Below are 3,029 nucleotides of genomic sequence, written 5' to 3'. Positions count from 1 at the left end.
CATCATACGAGCAACGAAGTCGTCGTGTTTTTTCTGATCATCCGTTGAGGTCTTAGCATTGAACGAAATAACAGGAAGTAGCTCTTCTGTGTTAGAGAACATTTTCTTCTCAATTACAGTGCGCAGTTTCTCGTAGCTCGTCCAAACTGGGTTTTGACCGTTATTGTTGGCTTTGGCACGAAGCACGAAGTTCACAATCTCATTTCGGAAGTCTTTAGGGTTACTGATCCCAGCTGTTTTCTCGATTTTTTCTAGTTCACCATTCAGAGAAGCACGGTCAAATAGCTGTCCTGTTTCTGGATCGCGGTACTCTTGGTCTTGAATCCAGAAGTCCGCGTAGGTGACATAGCGGTCGAAGATATTCTGTCCGTACTCAGAGTAAGACTCTAGGTAAGCGGTTTGAATTTCTTTACCAATGAATTCTACGTAACGCGGTACTAGGTATCCTTTCAAGAACTCAAGATACTTCTCAGCGGTTTCTTGAGGGAACTGTTCACGTTCGATTTGTTGTTCAATCACGTAGAACAAGTGAACCGGGTTTGCAGCCACTTCGGCTTGGTCGAAGTTAAATACACGAGACAGGATCTTAAAGGCGAAACGCGTTGATAGCCCAGACATGCCTTCGTCAACACCTGCGTAGTCTCGGTACTCTTGGTAACTCTTCGCTTTTGGATCGGTGTCTTTTAGAGTCTCACCATCGTAAACCCGCATTTTTGAGAATAGAGAAGAGTTTTCAGGCTCTTTCAATCTCGATAGGATGCTGAATTGCGATAGCAGATCGAGTGTGCTTGGCGAACAAGGGGCTTTGGATAGCTCACTGTGCTCAAGCAGTTTTTGATAGATCTTAACTTCTTCAGAGACGCGCAGACAGTAAGGGACTTTTACAATGTACACACGGTCGAGAAAGGCTTCGTTGTTTTTGTTGTTACGGAAGGTCTGCCACTCGGATTCGTTTGAGTGAGCTAGAATCATACCGTCAAATGGCAGTGCAGAGAGCCCTTCGGTACCGTTGAAGTTACCTTCTTGCGTTGCCGTTAGAAGTGGGTGCAAGACTTTGATTGGTGCCTTGAACATCTCTACGAACTCCATAACACCTTGGTTTGCTTTACACAGCGCACCAGAGTAACTATAGGCATCGGGATCATCTTGAGAGAAGTGCTCAAGCTTACGAATATCGACTTTACCAACCAGAGACGAGATATCTTGGTTGTTCTCATCACCAGGCTCTGTCTTCGCAATTGCAACTTGGTCGAGAATAGAAGGGCGCAGTTTGATGACTTTGAATTTGGAGATGTCACCACCGAAGTCATGGAGGCGTTTCGCTGCCCAAGGTGACATGATAGAGCGTATGTAACGTTTCTCTATTCCGTACTCTTGTTTCAAAAGATCGCCATCTTCGTTTACGTCAAATAGACAGAAGGGGTGATCATTCACTGGGCTTCGCTCACCATCGGCAGACAGCACATAGATTGGTAGCTTTTGCATCAGTGCCTTGAGTTTTTCAGCAAGGGATGATTTACCACCGCCCACAGGGCCAAGTAGATAAAGGATTTGCTTACGTTCTTCTAAACCTTGCGCTGCATGTTTTAGATAAGAAACAATCTGTTCAATCGCGTCTTCCATGCCGTAGAAATCTTTAAATTCACTGTAGCGTGAGATGACACGGTTCGAGAAAATACGACTTAGTTGAGGGTCTTGAGCAGTGTCAATGACCTCCGGTTCGCCAATGGCGAGTAATAAGCGCTCGGCAGCATTCGCGTAAGCACTTTTATCGTCTTTACACAGCCCTAAGAACTCTTGCAATGTCAGCTCTTCTTCCTTGGCTGCTTCATAACGTGATTGATAGTGGTCAAAAATACTCATAGTCACATTCCCCTTGTTAACCAGTCAAAACTGACGAGCGATTGAAAAATAGGCTCTCCCTACATTTTAAGGTTAGACCCGCTTCGACAATTTTGCTTAACAATTATGTATTTATTTACAATTTTGCGTGTGAAAAACGTAGCGAGCGCAATAGGCAACTTGAGGCGTGTGGAATCGAATTATTTTACATTCGAGCGGATCTAACCGTTTGTTTTGTGATTTTAGGTCGCTTAACAATACTCACACTGGATTTATGTGTATTAGATGTATAACTGAGCTCTATTGATTTTTTGGAATGAAGTACCATATAATGCGCAGCGTTATCCAAAGTTGCTCAATAAATAGGTAAATATAGTGAAGAATAATGGGTTAAAAATAGTGGCTATCAGTGTGGCGTTACTGGCTTCGACAGCAACGCATGCAAAAATATCGCAGTGGTCACTGGGCGTTGCCGCTTCTTATTCTCCTGCTGTCTATAAAGAGACGCCGTCAAATCGTACGGTGATTCCCATGATTGGTTATGAAGGTGAGCATTTTTTCATGCGTGGATTCAGTGCGGGTTATCGCTTGCTACCTGCAGGTTCACCACAGAATATTGTGTTTAGAGCGGTTTATGATCCAAGAACATTAAAGCCAAGTGACTCTGATAATGCTGATATCCAGAAGTTAGATGAGCGTAAAGCGTCGGTGTTGGGAGGTGTAAGCTATCAAGTGATTACATTGGTCGGTATGTTTGAAGCGACAGCGGGCTCAGACTTAGGGTTTAGGCACAATGGCATCTATGCAGAAGCGGCATGGCGCCTACCAATTCGTCGTAATGGCTGGGCGATTACACCATCTATTGGTTACTCGTATAACAGTAAGCGTTTGAATAATCACCTGTACGGAGTGAGTTCATCGGAAGCGGCGAGAACCAATTTAGATGAATTTGACGCTGACTGGGATGGCCAATACTTTATTGGCTTAGGTGGTTATCTGCATGTGACGCCAAATGTTCGAGTAACCGGCGGTGTGCGTTATACCAACCTTGAAGGTGATATTGAAAATAGCCCAATACTTGAAAGTGGCATTAACATGGCCGCTAACGTCGGTGTCGCTTATGTATTCTAGGTGCTTTGGCTTATCGCTTTATATATGAATATTAAAAAAGGGTTACTCATGATGAG

2 protein-coding genes are annotated in these 3,029 nt (G+C 44.0%); one reads left to right on the top strand and one right to left on the bottom strand.

Translation table 11 applies throughout. The features are described from left to right. Nucleotides 1-1,863, bottom strand: a 1,863-nt coding sequence (locus AB4496_RS07780) for a PrkA family serine protein kinase (protein WP_372130779.1), incomplete at its 3' end; no start/stop codon positions are given. Nucleotides 1,864-2,217: 354 nt separating this feature from the next. On the opposite strand from AB4496_RS07780, the gene AB4496_RS07775 reads away from it, so the two are divergent. Beyond that, nucleotides 2,218-2,973 (top strand): MipA/OmpV family protein, encoded by a 756-nt coding sequence (locus AB4496_RS07775; RefSeq protein ID WP_017102808.1) that lies wholly within the window; start codon nucleotides 2,218-2,220, stop codon nucleotides 2,971-2,973. Nucleotides 2,974-3,029: the final 56 nt, after the last annotated feature.

The sequence above is a fragment of the Vibrio sp. 10N.222.46.A1 genome, assembly GCF_041473595.1.
Classification (GTDB): Bacteria; Pseudomonadota; Gammaproteobacteria; order Enterobacterales; family Vibrionaceae; genus Vibrio; species Vibrio tasmaniensis_A.
Note: the sequence above shows the minus strand (reverse complement) of the source record. Positions and strands in the feature narration are given on the sequence as shown.